The 18,812-nt window shown below is 42.6% G+C and carries 17 protein-coding genes; 4 read left to right on the top strand and 13 right to left on the bottom strand.

Going from position 1 to position 18,812, the window contains the following annotated elements; all coding sequences use genetic code 11:
* The first annotated feature begins 169 nt into the window (after nucleotides 1-169).
* Complete coding sequence (locus I3257_RS02425) at nucleotides 170-631, top strand: universal stress protein (protein ID WP_045453475.1); 462 nt, start codon at nucleotides 170-172, stop codon at nucleotides 629-631.
* A 148-nt stretch (nucleotides 632-779) separates the two neighbouring features.
* On the opposite strand, the gene I3257_RS02420 is transcribed toward I3257_RS02425, so the two are convergent.
* On the bottom strand, nucleotides 780-1,715 hold the full coding sequence (locus tag I3257_RS02420) for a LysR substrate-binding domain-containing protein (protein WP_060491834.1): 936 nt from the start codon (nucleotides 1,713-1,715) through the stop codon (nucleotides 780-782).
* Between the two features lie 233 nt (nucleotides 1,716-1,948).
* Here I3257_RS02420 and I3257_RS02415 point away from each other — a divergent pair, with 233 nt between their 5' ends.
* Nucleotides 1,949-3,034: a YeiH family putative sulfate export transporter gene (locus I3257_RS02415; protein WP_238048712.1), complete on the top strand. Its 1,086-nt coding sequence runs from the start codon at nucleotides 1,949-1,951 to the stop codon at nucleotides 3,032-3,034.
* Nucleotides 3,035-3,293: 259 nt separating this feature from the next.
* Here the strand turns inward: I3257_RS02415 and I3257_RS02410 are convergent, their stop codons facing one another.
* The 6 genes from I3257_RS02410 to I3257_RS02385 form a co-directional block, all read right to left on the bottom strand.
* The gene (locus tag I3257_RS02410; protein ID WP_045453470.1) at nucleotides 3,294-3,503 is read right to left on the bottom strand and encodes a cold-shock protein; all 210 of its coding nucleotides are present in this window, start codon (nucleotides 3,501-3,503) and stop codon (nucleotides 3,294-3,296) included.
* 244 nt (nucleotides 3,504-3,747) lie between these two features.
* Entirely contained in the window at nucleotides 3,748-4,170 is a 423-nt protein-coding gene (locus I3257_RS02405) for a YbaN family protein (RefSeq protein ID WP_087813547.1), read from the bottom strand.
* Nucleotides 4,171-4,518: 348 nt separating this feature from the next.
* Nucleotides 4,519-4,914: a hypothetical protein gene (locus I3257_RS02400; RefSeq protein ID WP_238048711.1), complete on the bottom strand. Its 396-nt coding sequence runs from the start codon at nucleotides 4,912-4,914 to the stop codon at nucleotides 4,519-4,521.
* A complete protein-coding gene (locus tag I3257_RS02395) occupies nucleotides 4,911-5,051 on the bottom strand; it encodes a hypothetical protein (protein WP_238048710.1) in 141 nt (46 codons plus the stop codon). The genes I3257_RS02400 and I3257_RS02395 overlap by 4 nt, the downstream gene beginning before the upstream one ends.
* Before the next feature lie 198 nt (nucleotides 5,052-5,249).
* Nucleotides 5,250-7,019, bottom strand: a complete 1,770-nt coding sequence (locus I3257_RS02390; RefSeq protein WP_238048709.1) for a P-loop NTPase fold protein — start codon at nucleotides 7,017-7,019, stop codon at nucleotides 5,250-5,252.
* A gap of 140 nt (nucleotides 7,020-7,159) precedes the next feature.
* A complete protein-coding gene (locus I3257_RS02385) occupies nucleotides 7,160-10,093 on the bottom strand; it encodes a valine--tRNA ligase (protein WP_238048708.1) in 2,934 nt (977 codons plus the stop codon).
* 317 nt (nucleotides 10,094-10,410) lie between these two features.
* Between I3257_RS02385 and I3257_RS02380 the strand changes: the two genes are divergently transcribed.
* Nucleotides 10,411-11,514: a formate/nitrite transporter family protein gene (locus I3257_RS02380; RefSeq protein WP_238048707.1), complete on the top strand. Its 1,104-nt coding sequence runs from the start codon at nucleotides 10,411-10,413 to the stop codon at nucleotides 11,512-11,514.
* A gap of 94 nt (nucleotides 11,515-11,608) precedes the next feature.
* Here the strand turns inward: I3257_RS02380 and I3257_RS02375 are convergent, their stop codons facing one another.
* The 6 genes from I3257_RS02375 to I3257_RS02350 form a co-directional block, all read right to left on the bottom strand.
* On the bottom strand, nucleotides 11,609-12,532 hold the full coding sequence (locus I3257_RS02375; protein WP_238048706.1) for a bile acid:sodium symporter family protein: 924 nt from the start codon (nucleotides 12,530-12,532) through the stop codon (nucleotides 11,609-11,611).
* 701 nt (nucleotides 12,533-13,233) lie between these two features.
* Nucleotides 13,234-13,704, bottom strand: coding sequence for a heavy metal-binding domain-containing protein (locus I3257_RS02370; protein ID WP_045453460.1), 471 nt, complete (start codon nucleotides 13,702-13,704; stop codon nucleotides 13,234-13,236).
* Between the two features lie 71 nt (nucleotides 13,705-13,775).
* Nucleotides 13,776-14,222, bottom strand: a complete 447-nt coding sequence (locus I3257_RS02365) for a YbjQ family protein (protein ID WP_238048705.1) — start codon at nucleotides 14,220-14,222, stop codon at nucleotides 13,776-13,778.
* 85 nt (nucleotides 14,223-14,307) lie between these two features.
* A complete protein-coding gene (locus tag I3257_RS02360) occupies nucleotides 14,308-14,865 on the bottom strand; it encodes a YecA family protein (RefSeq protein WP_055124803.1) in 558 nt (185 codons plus the stop codon).
* A gap of 283 nt (nucleotides 14,866-15,148) precedes the next feature.
* A complete protein-coding gene (locus tag I3257_RS02355; protein ID WP_045443968.1) occupies nucleotides 15,149-15,385 on the bottom strand; it encodes a hypothetical protein in 237 nt (78 codons plus the stop codon).
* Between the two features lie 184 nt (nucleotides 15,386-15,569).
* On the bottom strand, nucleotides 15,570-17,036 hold the full coding sequence (locus I3257_RS02350; protein WP_238048704.1) for a hypothetical protein: 1,467 nt from the start codon (nucleotides 17,034-17,036) through the stop codon (nucleotides 15,570-15,572).
* 494 nt (nucleotides 17,037-17,530) lie between these two features.
* Between I3257_RS02350 and serB the strand changes: the two genes are divergently transcribed.
* Complete coding sequence (gene serB / locus I3257_RS02345) at nucleotides 17,531-18,721, top strand: phosphoserine phosphatase SerB (protein WP_238048703.1); 1,191 nt, start codon at nucleotides 17,531-17,533, stop codon at nucleotides 18,719-18,721.
* Nucleotides 18,722-18,812: the final 91 nt, after the last annotated feature.

Below are 18,812 nucleotides of genomic sequence, written 5' to 3'. Positions count from 1 at the left end.
TGCCTAACGGAATTAGATGGGGTTCGCACCTTCATAAGTCAAGATACTGTAGTAATAAAGATGACCAATATGGCAGAATGTCGGATTTTCACAAAGCGAACTCAAAGCTTACTTAACAGCGGCCATCAGTAGTGCTATAGTTAAAATCATCTGTCACAAGGAGCCGCTCATGAGTTACGAACATATTTTATTGGTCACCGACTTAATGTCCGATGCTGATGTGGTCGCCCAAAAGGCCAAACGTATCGTCGAGAATCGTCCTAATGCCAAGTTATCGGTATTACATATCGTCAAAGATACCATGGTTGGCTTTGGCTATGAATTGGTGCCAGCCTCCAGCTTATATGACGAAATTGACGATGAACGCTGTCAAGAAGCGCGTGCCAAACTGGCACAGTTTTTGGAGCGTAATGATCTACATGCGGTGAATTCTGAAGTGACCACTGCCATCTCTAATAGCGAAGGTATCGTCAACTATTGTCACAAGCATGATGTTGATTTACTAGTCATCGGTCGTCATGAACGCCATGGTATCGCCGCTTGGCTCAGTGGCGCGACGGCAGATAATATCTTGCCTAACGTCCCATGCGATAGCTTGGTCGTAAGACTGGATAAACCCGTTAATAAGTAGTTTAAGAAAAGACTTAACGTCGTTTTCAAGTTAGTTAAAACTATTAAAAAAGCTCATTAAAAAAAGCGCATTGTCTGACATTGCGCTTTTTTATTACTGATTAAAATAGTAAACATTCTTACCAATACTTCTATATTTACCAAAAAAATCAATCTTCTGTCAAAATATCAATAAAGCTTTGCCAAATCGGGCTTTGATGGCGGGCTTTATGCCACACTAGCCACCAAGTTCGTGACAAATCGATGCCCGCGACTTTCACCTGTACCAGCGCTCCTGCTGTCAGCTCTGCCTGAATGACATGCTGTGATAAACAGCCAAGACCAATATCTGCACTCACCATATGCTTAATAGCTTCCGACTGCTGAATCGCCATCACAATTTCTGCATCAGGCAAATGCTTGAGCAGCTGCTCGTCGATAATTTGCCGTGTACCTGACCCTGCCTCTCGTACCAATAGCGGCAGCTTTGCCAGTTGTGCAATGCTAAGCTCGTAGCAATTATCCGCATCATTATACGCTGCCATGTCTGTCAACCATTTGCTATCGCGCTTGGTAAAGATCATCAAGGTATCTGTCCGCCACGCACGCTGCTCAATCACCTTCATATCTGTGGGGCGTGGCATACCCTCTACGAGCGCAATATCAATATTTAATTGCTCAACTTCGCTGACCACTTCTTGAGTATTGGCGATATACATATCGATATGGGCATCGGGCAGCGTCGCATATAGCTTGGCAAGCAGCGGCGGCAGCACATAATTGCCGATCGTGGTACTGGCACCGATATGAATCTGCCCTGCTTGATGCTTATGATAATGCTCTAGAGTTAAGGCCTGCCCTAGGATAGCTTGTGCCTGTATGTAAATAGGATGGGCGTTGGGGTGCTGATTGAGCCTACGCCCGACGCGCTCAAACAATGGCATCTGCAGCCTTGCTTCTAATTCTGTCAGCGCACTACTGACCGCCGACTGCGATAAATGCAGCGCTTCACTGGCACGGCTGGTACTACCCGTTTGATAAATACTGACAAACACCGATAATTGCTTGAGGGTAATCTTTGGTAATACCTGCATGGCTTTTTTCATACTTTCTCTGATACCCTATCTTATTGATACAACCTAAAAACCACCTGTTATTTTAAAAACCCTTTATTACCTAAAAACCCATATTTTTAACCCAAAGACTTTCATTGACCCAAAAGATCGATAGGTTTTATCTAATTAATCTGTTTTTATTATAGATTAGTCTGTCTTATAATGTCTATTCATAAGCTTATGCTTATTTCGATTATAGATAATACATAATAGGACAGTCAGTCATGTACGCCTTGACCCAATCAGTAAATAACTATCTCCCGCGCAGCCGCCATCTAGCAGGGCTCATCGTCGTGCTGATTGGCAGCTTATTTTGTTTGTGGCTCAATACTAGTGTCAACACATGGACAAATGGGCGTATCGTTGGCTTGTCTTCTCTCACTTTAGCCATTATCATTGGTATGGTATTGGGCAATACAGTCTATCCTAACCTTGCTGAGCGCTTAAGTGTCGGCGTGACATTTGCCAAAGGTCAAATATTGCGCCTCGCCATCATGTTTTATGGCTTTAAGCTGACCCTAACGCAAGTATCAAGTGTCGGACTGTCTGCGGTGATGAGCGATGCGTTGGTATTGACATCGACCTTTTTACTCACCTATTGGATAGGTACCCGATGGTTAAAAGTCGATAAACAAACGACGCTATTGATTGGGTCAGGCGCGAGTATTTGCGGTGCCGCCGCAGTGATTGCCGCCGAGCCTGTGGTCAAAGCGGAAGCCCACAAAGTCACTATTGCCGTGGCGACAGTGGTGGTCTTTGGTACGGTTGCGATGCTGCTCTATCCGTTTTTATACCATCTTGGTTGGTTGCAACCTTGGCTAAATGCTCAGCAGTACGGGATTTATACGGGTTCCACCATTCATGAAGTGGCGCAAGTCGTCGTCGCTGGTAACGCAGTCAGTCCTGAAGTGGGTGACACAGCGGTTGTCACCAAGATGATACGGGTCATGATGCTTGCGCCTTTTTTACTTATTTTATCGTTTGCCTTAACCAAAGGTAGCAGCGACAATGGCAAAAAACCATCGTTTATGAATCGCGTCCAACAAGTCAAAGTGCCTTGGTTTGCCTTTATATTTATTGCCATCGTTTTACTGCACACTTGGGTGCCGATGAGCGCAAGCTTTGAGCGTAGTATGGTGATGCTAGACGATGTGCTGCTTACCATGGCGATGTTTGCGCTTGGTCTAACCACGCATTTGGGCGCTATTAAACAAGCTGGCGTTAAACCCCTTATCTTGGGGGCGATTATGTTTGCTTGGCTGATCGTTGGCGGTGGATTGATTAATATTGGTATAAGCTTGCTTGGCTAAAGTAAGCTACCAAACATCCTTACCGTTCGTTATCATTCTTGCCATGAGTTATATAGATTAAAAAAGCCGATGACTATGCTAGTCATCGGCTTTCTTGGTTTATCGTCTGATTTAAAAGCTACTCAACATAAAGCGCACGTTACGTTATAGATATTAAGCTTTTAATTGCAAATAGCTTATCTTAAATCGTAGACGAAAAAAAAACGAACCCGAAGGTTCGCTTTTTTTTCATCTTGCTCTAAGTGTCTATAAAGACAAATTAGATAGCAACGATGTTATGGGCTTGTGGGCCTTTTTGACCTTGAGTTACAGTGAACTCAACTTCTTGGCCTTCAGCTAAAGTTTTGAAGCCTGAACCAGTGATTTCGCTGTAATGAGCAAAAACGTCTGCGCCAGTTTCTGGAGCGATAAAACCAAAGCCTTTAGCTTCGTTGAACCACTTAACTGTACCTTTTTGAACGTCTGACATAATATAATCCTACTTTTAAATTTATTAATGGCCTAGTGACCGATAACGCTTGCAAATAGCTACTGAACGATAAATATTAAAACGAAGGATTATAACTAATACTACGAGGTAATGATTTGGTGCAGAACTGCTCTTAAGCTTGGACGTATTATAGGGGGAACATCCTGATTTCGCAAGTCTTATCTTAGCTTTCATGTAACTAAAGCCCATTTCTTACGATTTTTGACCTGAAAATCAACGCATTTTAGGCATTTGGCAAACGGAATAAATAGACCGCTACCCCAGTACAGACCACGGCTACAAGCCATGCCATCCATATCATATCGGCGGGAATATTAAAAAATAACATCGTTGTTGAAATAGTCATCATTATTGTCGCTAACCACTTAGCATAGAGTGGCACCGCATGATTATTTTCCCAGTCGCGGACAAATTTCCCAAAGTATTTATGATTAATCAACCAAAAGTGAAAGCGCCGCGAACTACGTGCCCAGCAACCTGCTGCTAATAATATAAAAGGCGCAGTCGGCATGACTGGCAGTAATACACCGATAATCCCTAATACAAAAAATAGCCAGCCCAGTATGACAAACGTCCAACGCACCGTTGGGCTGTTATGCTGATTGGTTTTGGGTCGATAATAAAAGGCTTTTTTGTGTTGGCTCATAAAAATACTGTCATTGAATTATATGGAGTGGCTAATATTTAATGAAGGTTAGACAGTTAAATTGTTAAACCGGATAATCATTTATAGAACTGCCTACCTATATAGGTAGCTAAGCATGCAATATCACTCAAAATGGTACAAGGCTATTTTTACGAGGTTTTTGCTATCAATAGGTATGTTTGGTTAGTGGTTGGGTAAGTGAGCTCACAACCTTTGACTGAATTTTTAGCAATAAAAAACCGCTCACAGTCTAGACTATGGGCGGTTCTTCCGTACTAAATAGTTTAAGAGTCAAAAGCTAACTGCTAAATTTGAGATTTATTCGATGGCATCTTACTCAATATCTGCTTATTTAAGATAGCCTTCCCAGTTGTCCGCAATCACCTTAGGAAAACAAAACGTTCTTGGGGCAACGGTAATTGCTATCGGTACTAAAATCTGTTTAGTGACACCACCAATGCGAGCGCAGCTCTCTACATCAGGCACATTGTAATAGATAATTCGTAGAGTATTCTCAGGACATAAATCCGCACACCGAAAGGATTTAACGACTTCAGTCCCATGATGGTAGCCAATAATCCACTGCTGCTCGCCTTCGGTTGGTGCGGGTTCTTTTTGCTGAACAGCGCGAATAAGATCGGCATCTGTTAAGGTGTCTTCATTGGTCGGTAAAGAGACGCAAGCGCTTAGGCTTAATAACAAGGCGCTTAAAGTGAAGGCTTTGGCAGTAGATGTCATTTTCATGTTGAGCGTCCTTGTTTAAAACAGCTGATGTCCATCTCTATTGGGCTCTGGCGAGTGAACTTGAGCGTGACTGGTGCGGCCTCGTCAATAGTAAGGTTGCTTAGAGGCGCGCGTTGTCCGATAGTGAGATGGTTCATAGTGTTCCTTACGTTAGCGTGTTATTCCTTTAAAGATAATAGACTAATTACTGGCAATAGAAAACCGCCATAGTATTTGCTGTGGCAGTTTTTTATTATTTTTGGTATAGGGAATTTATACAATCTAACTTTAATGATTACGAATTGATAACCCTTAAATAATAGAAAATACTTATTTTTGTTAGGATTACTAATAGCTCAAATATCTTGATTAATATATTGTTTTTTAATTTCTTCTAAATATTTGATGTTTTTTTCCAATAGCTCGATTAAGATTTTCAGCTTCAATGCTATAAAATCATCTCTGTCATCCTTTTCAAGATAAGTTCGGATATGTGTAGATAAAGCTTGTAAAAAAGATAACTCCTCTAATCTATAAAATGATATGGGTCTATTATCCATTGTATGATTACTGGGATATCGATGATTTATTACCATAGAAAAACCAAATATCCGACTATCATCTTCCATTATTTTTTGGAATATCATATCAGCATCAAGATTATGCAAGTAAGCTACAGTAGAATACTTTTTATCAAGAATATCTATTAAACCCAAAAAGTCGCCAGTTTCTATCATACTGACTGAATTCGCTCTGTCTTCCTTCTCTGCATATACTTCATATTCTGCAACAATATCATCTATTTTAATATTTATTAGTCTTAAAATATTCTTAAAATCAGCGTCATCATCATTTGTGTATCCTAATCCTGTAGAATTAAAAAAACTGTCTCCTCTGTTCTTTTTATTCCATTCTTTATTAGTATGGCTTCTAATATACTCACACGTTGTATCTCTAATTTTCTCAACACTAATAACTGTTTTAATGCCCGCCTTTGAGAAGGTTATAAGCAAACTAACAACATGTAGTAGAATAAGTGGATTGTTATATTTGAAATTCAAAAAATCTGTCTGCATAGACTTTAAGTTTTTATAGAAAGCATCTTTATTAAGATGATTATAATCCCAAAGCTCTCTCCAAGAGGGTTTTTCTACCTCCTTTTTAAAGAAATATAATTCCTGAATAGTTTTCGTCAATTCATCTTGGTTTATTATATTATTCTCGATAATATCTTTCCAAGTTTTAGAGTTGAATAACTGGTATTTATTATTGAAAGACTTCAATATATCTGAGATATTATCTAAGTTACCAGCTATCTTATATGTAAAAGAATATATAAAATACTGGTGAACTAAATTTTCCATAAAATCTGAATTTTTTTTAAATTTACGAAGAATCGATTTGCTAAAATACTTATAATTATCAATGATTTGAATTAGAACCCTATAATTATTATTACCTGATTTATCAAAGATATTTCTAATACCTTCTACATGATTAGTTAAAACATTGTGCTTGTTAACTATTTCTAAAAAAACCTCACTATTTTCTGAAACTAGCTTATACGTCTTATTTATAGTTTTCTCTTTAAAGTCATTGAACACATCATTGGTTATCTTATCTTCATTAGCGATAACAATTACGGTCAAGCCTGAAGTCTCTACCATACTATTTATGTAACCTAAAACTTCTGTATAATCTAACAAAGTTCTTTCCAAGTCATCAAAAATGAAAATAACATTCTTATCTTTATTTTTTTTGTCAAAATAATCTAGTACACTGTCTAAGTTTATATTAGCATTTACTGAATTCAAATTTGCATTTTCTGAATCCACATCCACTCTTAGCCCAAGCTTCAATGCGCTTTTGAAAACGGTATTCAAAACTTTAACTGGTGCAGAGCTCAGCACAGGATGTAGCTCATCAAATATTGCCTCATCAATAGCTTCTGTACTTTTCAAGCCAAAAAGACTCACATATACATATTTGTTGTTCTTATCATTTTCAATAAAATTTTTAATAAAATATGTTTTACCTGACCCCCAATCGCCTTTCAACATTACAGCGTACTGAGGTTTATCCATTGTTATAAATTCTTTTAAATAGCTTTCAATATGTTTATTCACTAAACTAACCCCCAAATAAAAATTATTCTATGACTCTAGAAATAGTAGTCCATCTTGTCTGATAATTACCTAATAGACAATAAAAAACGCCGTCACAATTGTGACAGCGTCTTTTATTACTATAGATATTTACGCTTCAGTTACAACGCTTTCAACTGCTCCATCTGCGCCGTCATTGCCGTCAACTGCCCTTCTAGCTCAGCCAGTTTCGCCTTCTCAGCATCGACCACTTCCGCAGGTGCTTTACTGACAAAGCCTTCATTGCCTAGCTTGCGGGCGATGCCTTCGGATTGACCTTTCAACTTATCATATGACTTACCCAAACGTGCCAGCTCAGCCGTTGGGTCAATCAGACCTTTCATCGGTACGAGTACGCGTAGCTGACCGACCATACTTGATGACGATAGTGGCACTTCATCACCTTCTTTGACGATCTCTAGGCTCTCGACTTTGGCAAGCGCTTTGAACTGGTTTTTGATGCGTGACAGACGCGCATCTTCGTCGCTAGAGATATTTTGTAGTAGCACTGGCAGACGTACCGCGTTACCGAGTTTCATCTCACCACGAATATTACGGACGCTCGCGATGAGCTCCTGTAGCCACGCCATATCCGCCTCAACCTGCTCACTGATTTGTGCATCATCCGTTTTTGGATAGTCAGCGACCACGATGCTTTCAGTATTTTTACGATTCAATAATGGCGCAACCGTCTGCCAGATTTGCTCGGTTAGATACGGCATGATTGGATGACTGAAGCGTAGCGCCGTCTCTAGCACGTGCAGTAGCACATAGCGGATTTGCGCTTTACGCTCATCCGTTACCGAGTCGTCATTTAGACTGGCTTTGGCAAGCTCAACGTACCAATCACAGTACTCATTCCAGATAAACTCATAGATATCTTGGCTGACCATATCGAGACGATACTGAGCGAAATGCTGATGGATATCGCCAACGGTAGAGTTCAGACGACTCATGATCCATTTTTCTGGTAATTCCCAAACGTCAGGGTTTGCCGCTTGGTCGATAGGCTTGGCACTGCCTTCGCTATCGACACAGTTCATGAGTACAAAACGGCTGGCGTTCCAGATTTTATTACAGAAGTTACGATAACCTTCGACACGTTTTAGATCAAAGTTGATATCGCGACCAGTACTGGCAAGCGAGGTAAAGGTAAAGCGCAGTGCATCCGTACCAAAGGCTGGGATGCCTTCTGGGAACTCTTTACGCGTTTGCTTTTCGATTTTGGCCGCGTCTTTAGGATTCATCATGTTACTGGTGCGTTTTTCGACCAGCGCTTCTAGATCAATACCGTCGATGAGGTCAATCGGGTCTAAGACGTTACCTTTTGATTTTGACATTTTTTGACCATTGCCATCACGTACCAGACCATGGACATAGACGGTCTTAAACGGTACTTGCGGCGTGCCATCTTCGTTTTTCACGAAATGCATGGTCATCATGATCATGCGCGCGACCCAAAAGAAGATAATATCAAAACCTGTCACTAACACGCTGGTTGGGTGGAAGGTGTCCATCACGCGTGGATCAGCATTGACGTCTGCCCAGTCAAGCGTACTGAACGTCCATAGACCAGAGCTGAACCATGTATCGAGTACGTCATCATCTTGGCGCAAGATTACGTCATCGCCAAGGCTGTATTTACTACGGACTTCTGCTTCGTCACGGGCGACATAGACTTCACCAGTCGCATCGTCATACCATGCAGGGATACGATGTCCCCACCAGAGCTGACGGCTAATGCACCAGTCTTGCAGATCGGTCATCCACGACATATACATGTTTTTGTACTGCGCAGGGACGAACTCGATGCTGCCATCCTCTACTGCATCAATCGCAGGCTTGGCCAGCTCTTTGACCGCGACATACCATTGATCGGTCAACCATGGCTCAACGATCGTACCACCACGCTCAGCACGTGGGGCTTTGAGTGCATAGTCTTCGATGTCTTCTAGCCAGCCCTGCTCGCCTGCTTGCTCAACGAGGAACTTACGAGCGGCAAAACGCTCAAGTCCTGCATACTCACTTGGCGTAGTCTCTAACGTTGGCTCACGCGTCTGCAAATTAGGATAAACTTCCATCGCTGGTAGGATATTGGCACGCTCATCAAGAATATTAATCAATGGTAAGTCATGACGACGACCCAACTCATAATCGTTAAAATCATGCGCTGGGGTGATTTTGACGCAGCCCGTACCGAAGTCCTTTTCGACATAATCATCAGCGACGATAGGTACAATACGACCCGTAATTGGCAAGGTAATGGTTTTGCCGACTAAGTGCGCATAACGCTCATCGCTAGGATTGACTGCGACAGCGGTATCACCAAGTAAAGTCTCAGGACGTGTGGTTGCGACGACCAGATAGTTTTTGCCGTCTTGGGTCAGCAGCTCTGTGTCCGTGAAATGGTAGCGGAAATGCCACAAACTGCCTTTTTCATCATGGTTTTCGACTTCTAGATCAGACAGCGCGGTTTGGAACTTTGGATCCCAGTTGACCAAACGCTTACCACGATATATCAAACCATCATCGAATAGGCGTACGAACACTTCTTTTACCGCGTTAGACAGACCATCATCCATGGTAAAGCGCTCACGCGACCAATCAACCGAGCTGCCCAAACGGCGGATTTGGCTGGTGATATTGCCGCCCGACTCTTCTTTCCATTCCCACACTTTATCGACGAAATCTTCACGCGTCATGTCACGGCGCTTAATACCTTGCGCCTCCAAACGACGCTCAACGACCATTTGGGTCGCGATACCAGCATGATCCGTACCCGGTTGCCACAGCGTATTGTCACCATCCATGCGGTGATAACGCGTGAGCGCATCCATGATTGCGTTGTTAAAACCATGACCCATGTGCAGCGAGCCAGTGACGTTCGGCGGTGGCAAGGCGATAGAGAAAGACTCGTCTTTGTCAAACGTCGGCTTAAAATAACCGCTTTCTTCCCAGCCTTGATACATGCCCGCTTCGACTTCCGCAGGATTGTACGCATTCTCTAACTGGCTTAAGGCCGCTTGAATAGATGTAGTGAGGTTTTGGTTACTCATAATGGCATTATCTTTTATTGATTGAATGTGATTAAAGCGAATATAAAAATTAGGAAAATCATGAATAGAGTGATTTTAACGCAGATAGGCAGATTTTGTTAGATGCTAAGGCAATTTATCAGACTTGCAGAGTGGCATTGCCCCATTAATAAGCGCAAAAGCCCATAAAGGCCCTCAATCGAATGAGATTCCAACAAAATAAGTGCTAGTGATGTTATAAAATATGGGTCATGCTATGAGGTGTATTTTATAACATCACTAGCATATAAATGGCGTCTTTATCCTAAAATCATGATCTTATAAACAGCGAGCCGACCGTGTCCAAAGATACCGAGCACACCTATAACAATAGCAGCCACTCTCAAGCTGATGAATCTGATACTAATGAAATAGACGATAAGCGCTTGATTGATGATAGCGCTTATCAATCATCTACTGCTGAAGATAAAGACGTTAGCAAAACTGAGATGCCAGATGATACCGAGGCTACAGAAAGTTTAGAAGACGAAGATTTCTCTGAAGATATGAGCGAAGAAGATAAAGAGACCATCAAAAAAGTCGCCAATGATGACAACTTGAGTCAAGCAAAGAGCTATGCCAGTATCTTGGTTGAGCAAGTGATGGATGCCAAAGAAACCTTTGAACGTTCGCTTGGCTCGCTATTTACCAGTGCCTTTACCGCAGGGCTTGAGATTGGCATTAGCTTCTTTATGATTTTATCAGCTTTTGCGCTGTTGAGTGGTGTGCTACCAAGCCAATACGCAATCGTGCTCGCCTCCCTACTTTACCCGATTGGCTTTATCATCGTCGTCATTGGTCAGTCGCTATTATTCACCGAACAAACCTCATTATTAAGCCTACCTGTGCTTAACAAGATTGAACCGTTGCATAAATTGCTACGCCTTTGGGGCATTGTCATCGCTGGCAACATCGTTGGCGGCTGTTTGTTTGCCGCATTGATGATAGGGTTGGGTTTAAATATGCAGCTGTTTAGCGTGAGCGACATCGACACTTATGCCGAACACATTTTAGGATTTAGGTGGTGGGTCATATTTGGTAGCGCCATCTTAGCAGGTTGGATGATGGGCGTCACCGCGTGGCTTGTGACCTCAGCACGCGACACCCTTAGCCGCATCGTTTTGGTAACGCTTATTACTGGCAGTATTGGTTTTTTAGGATTGCACCACAGTATCGTGGGCAACATTGAGATTTTTTCTGCCTTGCTATACGGCAATACCGTCAGCTTGGGGCGTTATTTACTGTTTTTAGTAGTGATATTGCTGGGCAATACCGTCGGCGGCGTGGTGTTTGTGGCGGTACTCAAAAACCGTACCTTCTTATTTCAAATCGAAAAAGTGAAAGAACAAACGGCTAGTGAACAAGCGGAATCTAAAACCAGTATAAATACCCGCCGACCTTGATTGGTATTGGTTAATGCTAAATGCTATAAATAGATAACTCACCTATTACCCATAACAAGGTTCAATATTTAAACCTGTTATGGGTTTTCAGCATCTACAGCATACGCGCTGCCAACACGCTATCTTCTATTTCAGATTTTCTCAGCTTATCGTGTTGAGCGCTAAATATACGCACCAAAATCCCCGCGCTTAAGAACATCACCAAGGTATAAATGGCTGGCATCATCGACATGTCGTAGTTAGATAATAGTGTCAATGCCATAAATATCGATAAGGTGCTATTCTGCAAACCGACTTCTAGCGTCACCGAGGTTCTTTGCGCCCAGTTGAGACCGAACCATTTACTACTATAATAACCGAGCGCCATGGTTGAGAGGTTTAATAATACCGATACGGGACCAGTAGCGATAAAGGCGTCGACAATGATATCGCGTTGCACATATCCCAAAAACAGCACTAAAAACGTTAAAAATATCACCCCAAATCGAGACACATAGACTTGTGAACGATCGGCAACGGTTGGTGCATAGCGTTTAATCAGCATACCGACACTAATAGGCACTATCGTCAGCACCACCAAAGTAAGCATCGTTTTTACTACTGGTAACTCAAACTCACTACCGCTGCCCATAAAATAAATCAATGAAAAGCTCAGCACAATGGGAATGGTAAAGACGGTAATCACGCTCGCAATCGCGGTCATCGTCACCGACAGCGCCACATCGCCTTTAGCCAAATAGGTAAATAAATTTGAGGTAGTGCCGCCCGGACACAATACGAGGAGCATAACTCCGACGGCATACTCTGGGCGTAATGGCATGATGTTGGCTAAGGCAAAGCCAATGATAGGTAACAGTATCAACTGATTGGTCAAGCCAATGCCGACTGCTTTTGGGTATTTTAAAACCCGTTTAAAATCGTTGGTGACGAGGGTCAGACCCATGCCCATCATGATTAAAAACAGACAAATAGGAATGATAACTGAATTGACTAACGTGACTATTGCAAGACCTTCCATAACTACATCCTTGTAGATAAGAGCTGTTTATAGGTTCATTTTATAGATGAATTTTTAGACCGAGTATGCTGATTAAATGACGCCTGATTAGCAATCCTTGCTAAAGCGTACTCTCATAATCAATAGCCGTTAAATACCGACAATCAATTAAAAAACAGCAAAAAATAAGACACGATAAAAACAAGTATATAGGGGTAAAGTCTGCCTTATCTATTTTATTCAACTACTCACCAGTCAGTATCCAAACGTAGGATATCCGCCATATAAAAGTATAGAAAAACTTTAAGGTATACCGTTATTTATATTTTTAGGCTGAGAACGAGCAGATTTGTCGCTAAGAAAGGAATCAATCACACCCGCCACCATCACCACCACTGTGACCACAAGAGTCATTGCTGCTATATCCGCTATGATTACTGTTGTTGATGTCATCTCCAGAAGATGAGCTGGAAGTACGCTTTGAAAGCTTTGTACGACTAGACCAGAGCATCACTTTAAACACACCATAAAACATCAATAGCCCAAAAACAATCTGTAAAAGTAGCAGGAAGCCCCAGAAGAAAAGTTCAAGCATAATATAGTCGACTCTCTATAATTTCTTGTTAGACATTGATAGCAACGCAAGGATAACTAAGATAAGTGCTTATTTTGGGGATAAGAAAGAACATAAGATTAAGAATATATCTTAAATTGGCAGGACTTTAGTGACGGTCAGTACTGATAACTGCCGTACCATAGGCAATAGCTTCTACCATGCTGCCCAGTTGATTGATATTGCTGACTTCTAGACGTAAGCCATAGATATGGTTATAGCCTTTGGCTTGTGCTTCGGTACGCATACGTACCAGAGCTTCGCGGCGGGCACGGTCGAGTAATGTCTCGTAAGTGGTCAAGTTTTTGCCAAAGATGCTCAATACCCGAGCGATAATCATTTTGAAATAATCTTGGGCAATAACCACGCTACCAAGTACCAGCTCGCCCTCAGTATTGGCAACAAGTTTCGGCACATAAAAGCGCTCACTTGAGACCATAATATGGCTTAATTCTTGCTCTGCAATGCTTAACTGCGCGAGATGTTGGCGCTCATGACGCGACCCAAAGAACCAACCAGCAGCAAATAGTAAAATAAACGGTGCATAATTGATAAGCATTTGGGTAAGGGAATTATTCATGGCACGTCTCTTGTCATAAACTTATCATAAACTTATCAGAAAAAAGCATCGATGCTTTAAGATTTGGTTAGCTAACCAAAAGGGTTGAAACGTGGCAAGTCATCGGTCGCTGTCGGTGCAGAACTTTGTAGATTTGGCTGTTGACCAGACTGATGATGAGAGTCGCTTGGTGGGGTTTGATAGACTTGCTGCGGCATCGGTATGGCTTTGACAGCGGTGCCATAGACAAACAATTCAGAAGCTCCCTGCGCGATGCTAGAGGTCGAAAAACGCAACCCCACAACCGCATCTGCACCCAAAGCTTCTGCTTTGACAATCATCCGATCGATCGCCTCTTGGCGTGACTCTTCTAACAGCTCGGTATAAGCCGTTAACTCACCACCGACGATATTCTTAAGTCCAGCAAACAAGTCTTTGCCGACGTGTTTTGAGCGTACGGTACTGCCGTACACCACATCTAAACGCTCGGTGATCTGATAGTTGGGCAAATGCTCAAGATTGGAGAGTTGCACAGTCATAATACGACCTTATCGGTGACGTTATATAGACAGCGTCAACTTGGATATAGACCAAACCACGCTGTCCGTATATTGATAAAAAAGGCTAATCGTTGGTATGGAACAATAAAAATAACTCGGTCAAATTGCCTTCGATGCTATTGGCCATTTGTGCCAGCTTGTCTTCATCTTTACGCATCTCTGCAAGCTCTGGATCTTCATCATCGATACCGCTTAGCAAAATCATTGGTAAGGTCAAGACAGCCACATCTTCAGCCGTTTCTTCATCTTCAAACCAATCGCTGGCTTCGTCGCCATACATCGCATCGACAAAGCCAATTGACCAAGCAACGATATCTGATTCATCTGAAAAATCGACAGCCACTTCTTCATCACCCGCATCTTCGCCAAACGGTAGCTCAATAGGCGTCTCGTTTTTTAGCTCAGCGATAATAGAATCGCGCCAGCGCTGGATACCGTCGATGACGTTTTCTGGGATTTCACTAACATGGCCTTCAAACAGTGCATCCAGCCAATTCGGTAATGGACGCCCAATGACTGTCGCTGTCAAAAAACCATGCGCAGCGACACTATCAAGCACAAATGGGCTCTCTTGATTGTCCAAATAGTCTAATAATTCATCGAAGCTTAGTTGGTTACTCATGATGTAATTGTCCTTGAAAGATAGAGTGCGGCAGTCACCATAAACGATCGGTTAAGTGCAGAATAGTGGATAATTTGAAGGTAAAAATGGTTTCGGTAAAGCACCCAAACCATCTTTATAAAATAAGAATCATTGCATAGAGCGGGTTGCGAGCAACCGTCAAAAAATAACGATCGCGATATCATTAGCATTACACTGTCAGCTAATATGCCGTTATTAAAAGGCTTTAGTCGGCTTAAATGACTGAGCACTTTCACATGAGGCTATGACTTAAGTTTAAAAACTAAAGATCGTCATCATCCCAATCATCGCCATCTTCATCGAAATTGTCTATATCGTCTAGATCGTCCTTTAGCTCTTTGGCCAAACGCTTTTCTTCTAACAGATTATCGATCAGTCGACGCTTCTCAAGACTACTTAAGCGCGTACGCACGCTCGTCTCGGCCTCTTCCACCATCTTTGCATCATCATCGTCGACAAAATCATCATCAAAATCGTCGTCAATATCAGCGTCACTCATGACAAACTCCTATCATTTTTAGCAAGGGTATTAAGAATACATTAATATATATATGCCTTATAAAGTCTCTACTTCACGTTGTCAATGCTTTTTATTATTACTGCCCTATTTTTAGGCTATATAAACATAACGACAGAGACAATATCTCAGACAATTGTATAGTAATAAGCGAATATAAGCAGCATTAAATAGCCGACTCATCTGCGCTTTCAATCATCAATACCGCATTGCGCACATCTGCTAAGCGTTGAATCATCGAATCATTACCACCATCGAACACCGCACATTCACGCTCATAAACCGTGGTTGGGCGCATGATACTCTGCACCTGCACATGGTGGCTGATTTGCTTGAGACCTGCATTGGGTAACAAAATCAGCATTTGCTCTTTTTTGCCGACGCTGTGTAATAATTGCGTCATTGCTTGCGCCTGTGCATCATCGCTGACACCTGCTTTAGCAGGTAGCGCAAAGCGACTTAGCTCAATGTGCTTGTCATGGATGATTTTGTTAAGCATCAGATACAGCTTGCCAAGCATCACACCTGCTAATGCCACTTTGGCATGGCTATTGTCCGCCTTTAACAACACACTAGCACCCGTGTCATCGAAACGCGGCTCGTTCATCGCGCTGACACCCAACAACAATGGCTGCTTAAGTAACTCTGTCACCGCTTGGTTCAATAGCTGCGTACATAATGCCAAGTAAGGTAAACGCTGAGCCGGTGCCAGACGCTCAAGCATATTGAACTCGTCATGGAATACAATCTGCACTCTCACACTGTCAAATGAGCGTGTAGCAGACAACCGAGAGGCGCTACCAGATTTAGGAGCGCGGCTTATCTCATCTTGGGCAGCACCATTTGCAGCATCATGCTCTGCTCGCTCTTCAGTCGTACTATCGATAGGCTGACTATTAGAGCCAGTGGTATCAGTCGCCGCTTGATTTTGTTGCGTTCTTAAATACTGGTTTACTTCACTATGTATATCCAATTTGTGTGCATTGGTTGGCTGACTGTCCGTTGCACTCTCTACAGAATGCTCCGATGTTTCTCTATCCGTATCCGTGGCACGGCGTTCAAACTCCCGATCATAACTGCGCTGATCGATTTGCATATACTGCTCACGATGCAAATCTTGAATATCGCGGCTAAGCGCGTTAATTTGCTCTTTGGTTGGACGAGCAAGGTAACCATAAACCAGCCAAAGCAACAAATGCAGCAGCATCGTACCGATGACAAACGGCCATTGCATAGCGATAATCTCGCCTTTGCTAATATCTTTTAATGTCAACGACACACTGCCAATCACCGAATCGCCATTGGTGGCAATCTGCCGAATGGTATCACCTTGCTGCATGGGCGCATTGCCAACAGGCACCAAAATGTCGTCGTTATTGTCTTTAATCAATATGCGCGTCACGTCTTGCTCGCTGGTATAGCGATTGGCAATGACACTCAAGCTGACACGGTCTTTATTTTCTAAAGACAACCTTGCTTCATCAATCAGCTGGGCGACCATCTGCTCGCCTTTTAACGCACGACTTTTGCTCAGCTGTTGATCAGTGCTGATGACCAATAACAACGTCTGCAAACAAAAACTAACCAGAAGAATAATGGCAAACAACCCTTGCCGCGGCGCTAAATACGTCATGATATGGTAAACTTTTTTGGATAAGAGAAATTAAAAAAACAAGGCTATCCCTCATTTTTTGGCGAATTTAAAAAAACTATAATAGTACGCATCTTAATAAGTATGTATTGAACTTAAGTACCATAACCCGACACCTCTGTTGTTGCCTACAATAGCATTTACAACAAGGTTTGGTTACTTAAAAACTGCTGTCTCAAATACTAATACTCAGGATAATCTACGGCACATTTGGTAAGCGGCGACTGAGAGCATTGTTGTGAATATCATCATGAATACAGACCACTTATCTTATCTACTATATCACCATAATAAGTCTTATAGCGTTAGTTGATTTATAAATTTATCATAATAATCACATTCAATTTCAAATGATTTTTCAATGATTGCTGCCATCTTTAATCGACGGTGATACTTTGCGCGTCATCTATAGGCGCTGCCGAGTAAAGCTGCTATTATTCCCAATCTTATATGAGCATACAAGGGACCATTGAGCCATGCCACACAATACATCTTACTCGTTACCAAAAGACAGCAAAGCATGGCAACAAGCCGTTGACTCTATTGCATCACTGTTACCAGATAACACGAACTTACAAGATTTTGATGCGCTACAGTCCCTGCCAGTTTTTGCTCTTATTGTTGTGCTACCGACCAAAGTATCGACGCTTGATATCCACCAGTATGTGCAATCATGGGTCGATGAACAGCCAAGCTGGCATTTGGTCACCGTCGCTGAAGATACTGACGCCAGTTTTGTCAATATTACCGTTTCTGATACAGAGCCAACGGCAGCAAACGCACAGCGCTTGCCTTTTACTCAAGCACAAGTGTTCCGCTATTTGTTGGTACCAGTCACTGATACGCTCATGCATCCTGGCAAAAAGACCGCGGCAGCTCACATCATTGATGATCAGCTGACCACGCGCTTGCGTCATGACTTGACCGAAGCTTATAACGATAGTCATCAAGCGAGCAGTGCTGAACGCTTGGATATTGTCGATTGCCATATTTTATCAGTCGGTCATATGCTACGTACCCACAAGCTTGCCTGCTTTGATATGGATTCCACCTTAATCGAGCAAGAAGTCATCGTTGAGTTGGCAAAAACAGCGGGCATCGGCGAAGAAGTCGAAGCCATTACGGAAGCGGCAATGCGCGGTGAAATGGATTTTGATGAGTCTTTTGCCCAGCGGGTAGCGTTACTAAAAGGCATCTCGACCGATGTGCTGGATGAGATATGCAGCCGCCTAACGCTATCAATGGGCGCTCGCACTACCATCAGTGCACTAAAGGCTTTGGGCTACCATACCGTACTGGTATCAGGCGGCTTTACCTACTTTGCACGCTACATCGCTGAGCAATTAGGCATTGACGAAGTTCACGCCAACGCCCTAGATATCGACGAAGGGGAAGTCACTGGTCACGTACAGTTGCCCATCGTTAATGGTGCCAAAAAAGCGGCTATCGTTGAGCATACTGCGGAGCGCTTAGGCATCGAGATGTCACAAGTGGTCTGTATCGGTGACGGTGCCAATGATTTACCGATGATGGCCATTGCTGACCTAGGCGTCGCCTATCACGCCAAGCCCATTGTGCAAGCACGTGCTGATGCCGCCATCAATGTCACAGGGCTTGAAGGCATATTTTATGCCCTTGGTTATCCAGCACTTGCGCCCACGGAGTAACGAATACACTCGTAACACCATACCATGGAGCTAGAATAGGGCGTGTTGAACATTCATAATTTCAGCCAGATATAGGCACAAGCGAGAGCCA

It is taken from the genome of Psychrobacter sp. Ps7 (genome assembly GCF_022129225.1).
Lineage (GTDB): Bacteria > Pseudomonadota > Gammaproteobacteria > Pseudomonadales > Moraxellaceae > Psychrobacter > Psychrobacter immobilis_A.
Note: the sequence above shows the minus strand (reverse complement) of the source record. Positions and strands in the feature narration are given on the sequence as shown.

Bases quoted from the DNA above. Each gene is read 5' to 3' on its own strand.
- I3257_RS02360 (WP_055124803.1), bottom strand. From the start codon at position 14,865: ATGAGTAACCAACTAAGCTTCGATGAATTATTAGACTATTTGGACAAT.
- I3257_RS02405 (WP_087813547.1), bottom strand. From the start codon at position 4,170: ATGAGCCAACACAAAAAAGCCTTTTATTATCGACCCAAAACCAATCAG.
- serB (WP_238048703.1), top strand. From the start codon at position 17,531: ATGCCACACAATACATCTTACTCGTTACCAAAAGACAGCAAAGCATGG.
- I3257_RS02395 (WP_238048710.1), bottom strand. From the start codon at position 5,051: ATGAACCATCTCACTATCGGACAACGCGCGCCTCTAAGCAACCTTACT.
- I3257_RS02385 (WP_238048708.1), bottom strand. From the start codon at position 10,093: ATGAGTAACCAAAACCTCACTACATCTATTCAAGCGGCCTTAAGCCAG.
- I3257_RS02365 (WP_238048705.1), bottom strand. From the start codon at position 14,222: ATGACTGTGCAACTCTCCAATCTTGAGCATTTGCCCAACTATCAGATC.
- I3257_RS02420 (WP_060491834.1), bottom strand. From the start codon at position 1,715: ATGAAAAAAGCCATGCAGGTATTACCAAAGATTACCCTCAAGCAATTA.
- I3257_RS02415 (WP_238048712.1), top strand. From the start codon at position 1,949: ATGTACGCCTTGACCCAATCAGTAAATAACTATCTCCCGCGCAGCCGC.
- I3257_RS02425 (WP_045453475.1), top strand. From the start codon at position 170: ATGAGTTACGAACATATTTTATTGGTCACCGACTTAATGTCCGATGCT.
- I3257_RS02355 (WP_045443968.1), bottom strand. From the start codon at position 15,385: ATGAGTGACGCTGATATTGACGACGATTTTGATGATGATTTTGTCGAC.
- I3257_RS02410 (WP_045453470.1), bottom strand. From the start codon at position 3,503: ATGTCAGACGTTCAAAAAGGTACAGTTAAGTGGTTCAACGAAGCTAAA.
- I3257_RS02350 (WP_238048704.1), bottom strand. From the start codon at position 17,036: ATGACGTATTTAGCGCCGCGGCAAGGGTTGTTTGCCATTATTCTTCTG.
- I3257_RS02375 (WP_238048706.1), bottom strand. From the start codon at position 12,532: ATGGAAGGTCTTGCAATAGTCACGTTAGTCAATTCAGTTATCATTCCT.
- I3257_RS02370 (WP_045453460.1), bottom strand. From the start codon at position 13,704: ATGAATAATTCCCTTACCCAAATGCTTATCAATTATGCACCGTTTATT.
- I3257_RS02400 (WP_238048711.1), bottom strand. From the start codon at position 4,914: ATGAAAATGACATCTACTGCCAAAGCCTTCACTTTAAGCGCCTTGTTA.